Raw genomic sequence first — 3,176 nt, 5'->3', positions numbered from 1 at the left:
AGAGACTATAAAGGTGCAGATGCCATCAATGGCAGTTTCAGTTCAAATTCAAGCTTTAGTACAACATTCTCAACTCATGTTAAAAATCACGAAAGTGATCCGCCGATCTCACGCGAAGTTGATCCGTCTTTTGTACCTAAAAATCAGGATCATCTTGAAGGGAATTTTTGAACCAATTCAGAGTTTTCTTTTCTCTAATCCAAGGTCAAAATGATCCTACCTTATTTTATTTTTTTTACAATACCTGATCCTTCAATATCAGCATTTGATCCTTCAATATTAAAAAGTGATCCGAAAGTATATGTATTGGAAATTATAAAAAAATGCTGCCAACTAAACTGACAGCATTATTTTAGGGGGAGGGATTAGTCTAGATTTGCTCTTCTTGATACACCAGGCATTACTAACGTAAAGTTATTTCTTCCTGCCCTTTCAATTATGGATTCACTTAGTGCTGTTTCACCAAGTGTTTCTCTCCAGCCAACCATGCTTTTTTGAGAGCCTATAATTGTTGTTTTCTTTCCAAAACGAGCATTTAGAATATCGAATAGAATTGCTTGTTCTTCCTCATCGTATTCAAATAAACAGAAATCATCAAGCATTAATACCGTCTTTCCGGATAAGGTTTTTATCTTTGTATAGTATGATGCAGAGCCTCTAGAAAGTTTAATGGAGTTTATCAATTCATTCGTATTGTAAAATACAACGGTTTTTCCATGAGAGCAGGCTAGACAACCTATCAATGACATAAAAAAGGTTTTTCCCGTACCAGAACCACCTAATACATTTAGATTCTGTCCCATTTCAATAAAGTTAAGAGTGAGCATTGATGCTACTTTTGATCTAAACTCATTTGAATCTCTTTCATCGTTGAAATTCCAATCACTTATCGTGACGTGCAAAGGCAATCTGCTTGTTTTTAGAAGTGCTTCCTGTCGTCTCTTATCTCTATGATTTATTTCGGCTTCTAGTAAAGATTTAAGTACTATAGAGCAAGGTGTTTTATCTAAATAAGCTGGATCATTATTTAATATTCTGAATGATTCTATTGCACCTTTTAAATCAAGTTTATTCATTAAATCAATTATGGTTTGCTGCATAATAGGTTACTCCATTTGGTAAAGACTCAGAGCCATTTAAAAAAGTTGCAGGTAAATTATTCGGTTCTACAGTTTTTTCTTTGACAAAAAAAGACCAGTCAAGCATAGAAATTTCACCAGTAGTAACTTTTTTTACAAGCTCTATATAGTGCTCTTTGCTATATACAAAATCACAGTCAGTACTGGTACTTGGCTTATATTTTTGGGCTTTCCATTTATTGATAATAGAGCTTGATTTTAGACCGTCACCTGACTTTAACAGTTCACCTATAAGTTCATCTAGCTTTGTATAATAATCTTTCTTACCCTTCGGTAAGGACATCACCTCTACAGCAAATTTTGCTTTGTTTGCATCGTGATTTCTTCTTTTGTAAAGACAATCAAGCCATAAAACTGTATTCGGACCAATATGTTCAGCCCATTCCCGCAGAAAGCTCTTTTGGGGGAGAGAAAAGCCGTCATATATGATATGATTCTCAAGGGAGAAGTTCTCCTTCGATGACAGTCCTGGAGTATTATCTTTTCGCGGATAAGATGTAATCATCGTTGAACAGTGAAATATTTTTACTTCAGAACTTGATATTTCAACATCAACTTTTGCTCCAATCCACTTACTAGCGACGGCGTATTGGTGACCAATAATATCCAGTCTTGATGTGCTTGGGACTGTCATTGTATACATTTTATTGAAACTGTAATCCCATGACTTTGGATGCAGCATTGACTTTATTTCTTCATCAAACATTTCCTGTCTAGTCTTCTGACAACCAATAACCTTGTGATTGTTGATAATGTCAATATGACCAGAAAAGTAATCATTTAATTCCTTGATGCTTCTACAGTATTTGCCTTCTTGAGCATCTGCTCTTAATGAAGCAAGTATTCTTCTGGTTACTATCTTTACATGTGCTTCACAGCAACCTTTATCAGTAGGTGTATAAGGTCTACAAGTAATAACTTCAAAGTTATAGAACCTAGCAAGCTGTTCAAAATATTTGTTAATCTCACCTTCATATTTGCTTGCCTTTACAACAGCCCCTTTAAAATTATCAACTGTTAATGTCTGAGGCACTGCATTCCATGTTTTAAAGCATTGACTGATAGCTTTGCATACAGTTTCACTTTGCTGATTTTCAATTGCCTGTGCGTAAAGCATTCTTGAGTGAGGAAGTACAATTACAATAACATCAGCATAGTGAATGGTATTGTCCTCCCCCATATAAGGTGCTTTTGCTCCAGTAAAATCAACTTCTGCAGTAAATCCTGGTTTGTGTTGTTTTCTGAATACAGGTGTTACCTTTGACTTTTTATACTCGCACATAAGTCTTTGTGCATGTGTCATTGATACAAGCACTTTTCCTTGTTTTGCTGCTTCCTGTTTGTTTTCTTCAGAGAAGTAGCTTCTCTCTAGCAATAAACTCATTGTTATCTGAGTTTTTCTTGAACTTGATGTGCTATTAGTTTGTGCAACATTATCAAGGTATTCTTGATATATCTTTGGACAATCAGGATACAGAAATTTATCCTGTAAATTTCCTTCAGCGTTTTTTACAGATGCTTTTCTTTTTTTGTACCAAAGTTCTAAAACTTCCTTGGCGGTTAACAGTCCTAAATTCTTTTCACTGAATGTGGCGTCTTCTTTCACCTTTCGCTTCATACGAACTGCAACACCATGAGACAGACCATATTGGTTTTCTAATTGAGTTGATGTTAGTTTTGACGCTTCTATCAGAAGCTTTTTTAAAGATGTTCCATCCATTATTCTTTTTCCTTTTTTTAAATGAAAAGAGTTCTTTCGAATGTAATTTATTCTTGGCATTGTTCCTCCTAAAAAAATGAACAATCAAGAATAAACAATGATTCAAATTTATGGATAGAGAAAAGAAAAATTTTTCTGAATTCTGCTTATTTCACAAAGCAAAAATTTGGGGAGAAAAAATTATAAAATTGATCCTGTTTTTCTCCCTGAGATCGGCGGATCACTTTCGTGATTTTTAACACTCAGTCAGATGAAGACCAGTTGAATTAACTTTATAGATTTTTAAAGGAAAAATAATATGTCAGGTATAGATGTAT

At 34.4% G+C, this 3,176-nt stretch carries 2 protein-coding genes; both read right to left on the bottom strand.

Translation table 11 applies throughout. The features are described 5' to 3' along the window. Nucleotides 1–365 precede the first annotated feature (365 nt). Nucleotides 366–1,100 carry an ATP-binding protein gene (locus J5V48_RS09550; protein ID WP_219938384.1) on the bottom strand — a complete coding sequence of 245 codons (735 nt, stop codon included), beginning with the start codon at nt 1,098–1,100 and terminating at the stop codon, nt 366–368. Beyond that, on the bottom strand, nt 1,081–2,919 hold the full coding sequence (locus tag J5V48_RS09545; RefSeq protein ID WP_219938382.1) for a DDE-type integrase/transposase/recombinase: 1,839 nt from the start codon (nt 2,917–2,919) through the stop codon (nt 1,081–1,083). Before J5V48_RS09545 ends, J5V48_RS09550 begins: the two co-directional genes overlap by 20 nt. Nucleotides 2,920–3,176: the final 257 nt, after the last annotated feature.

The organism is Succinivibrio faecicola (genome assembly GCF_019448115.1).
Classification (GTDB): Bacteria; Pseudomonadota; Gammaproteobacteria; order Enterobacterales; family Succinivibrionaceae; genus Succinivibrio; species Succinivibrio faecicola.
This window is presented reverse-complemented; position numbering and strand designations above follow the sequence as displayed.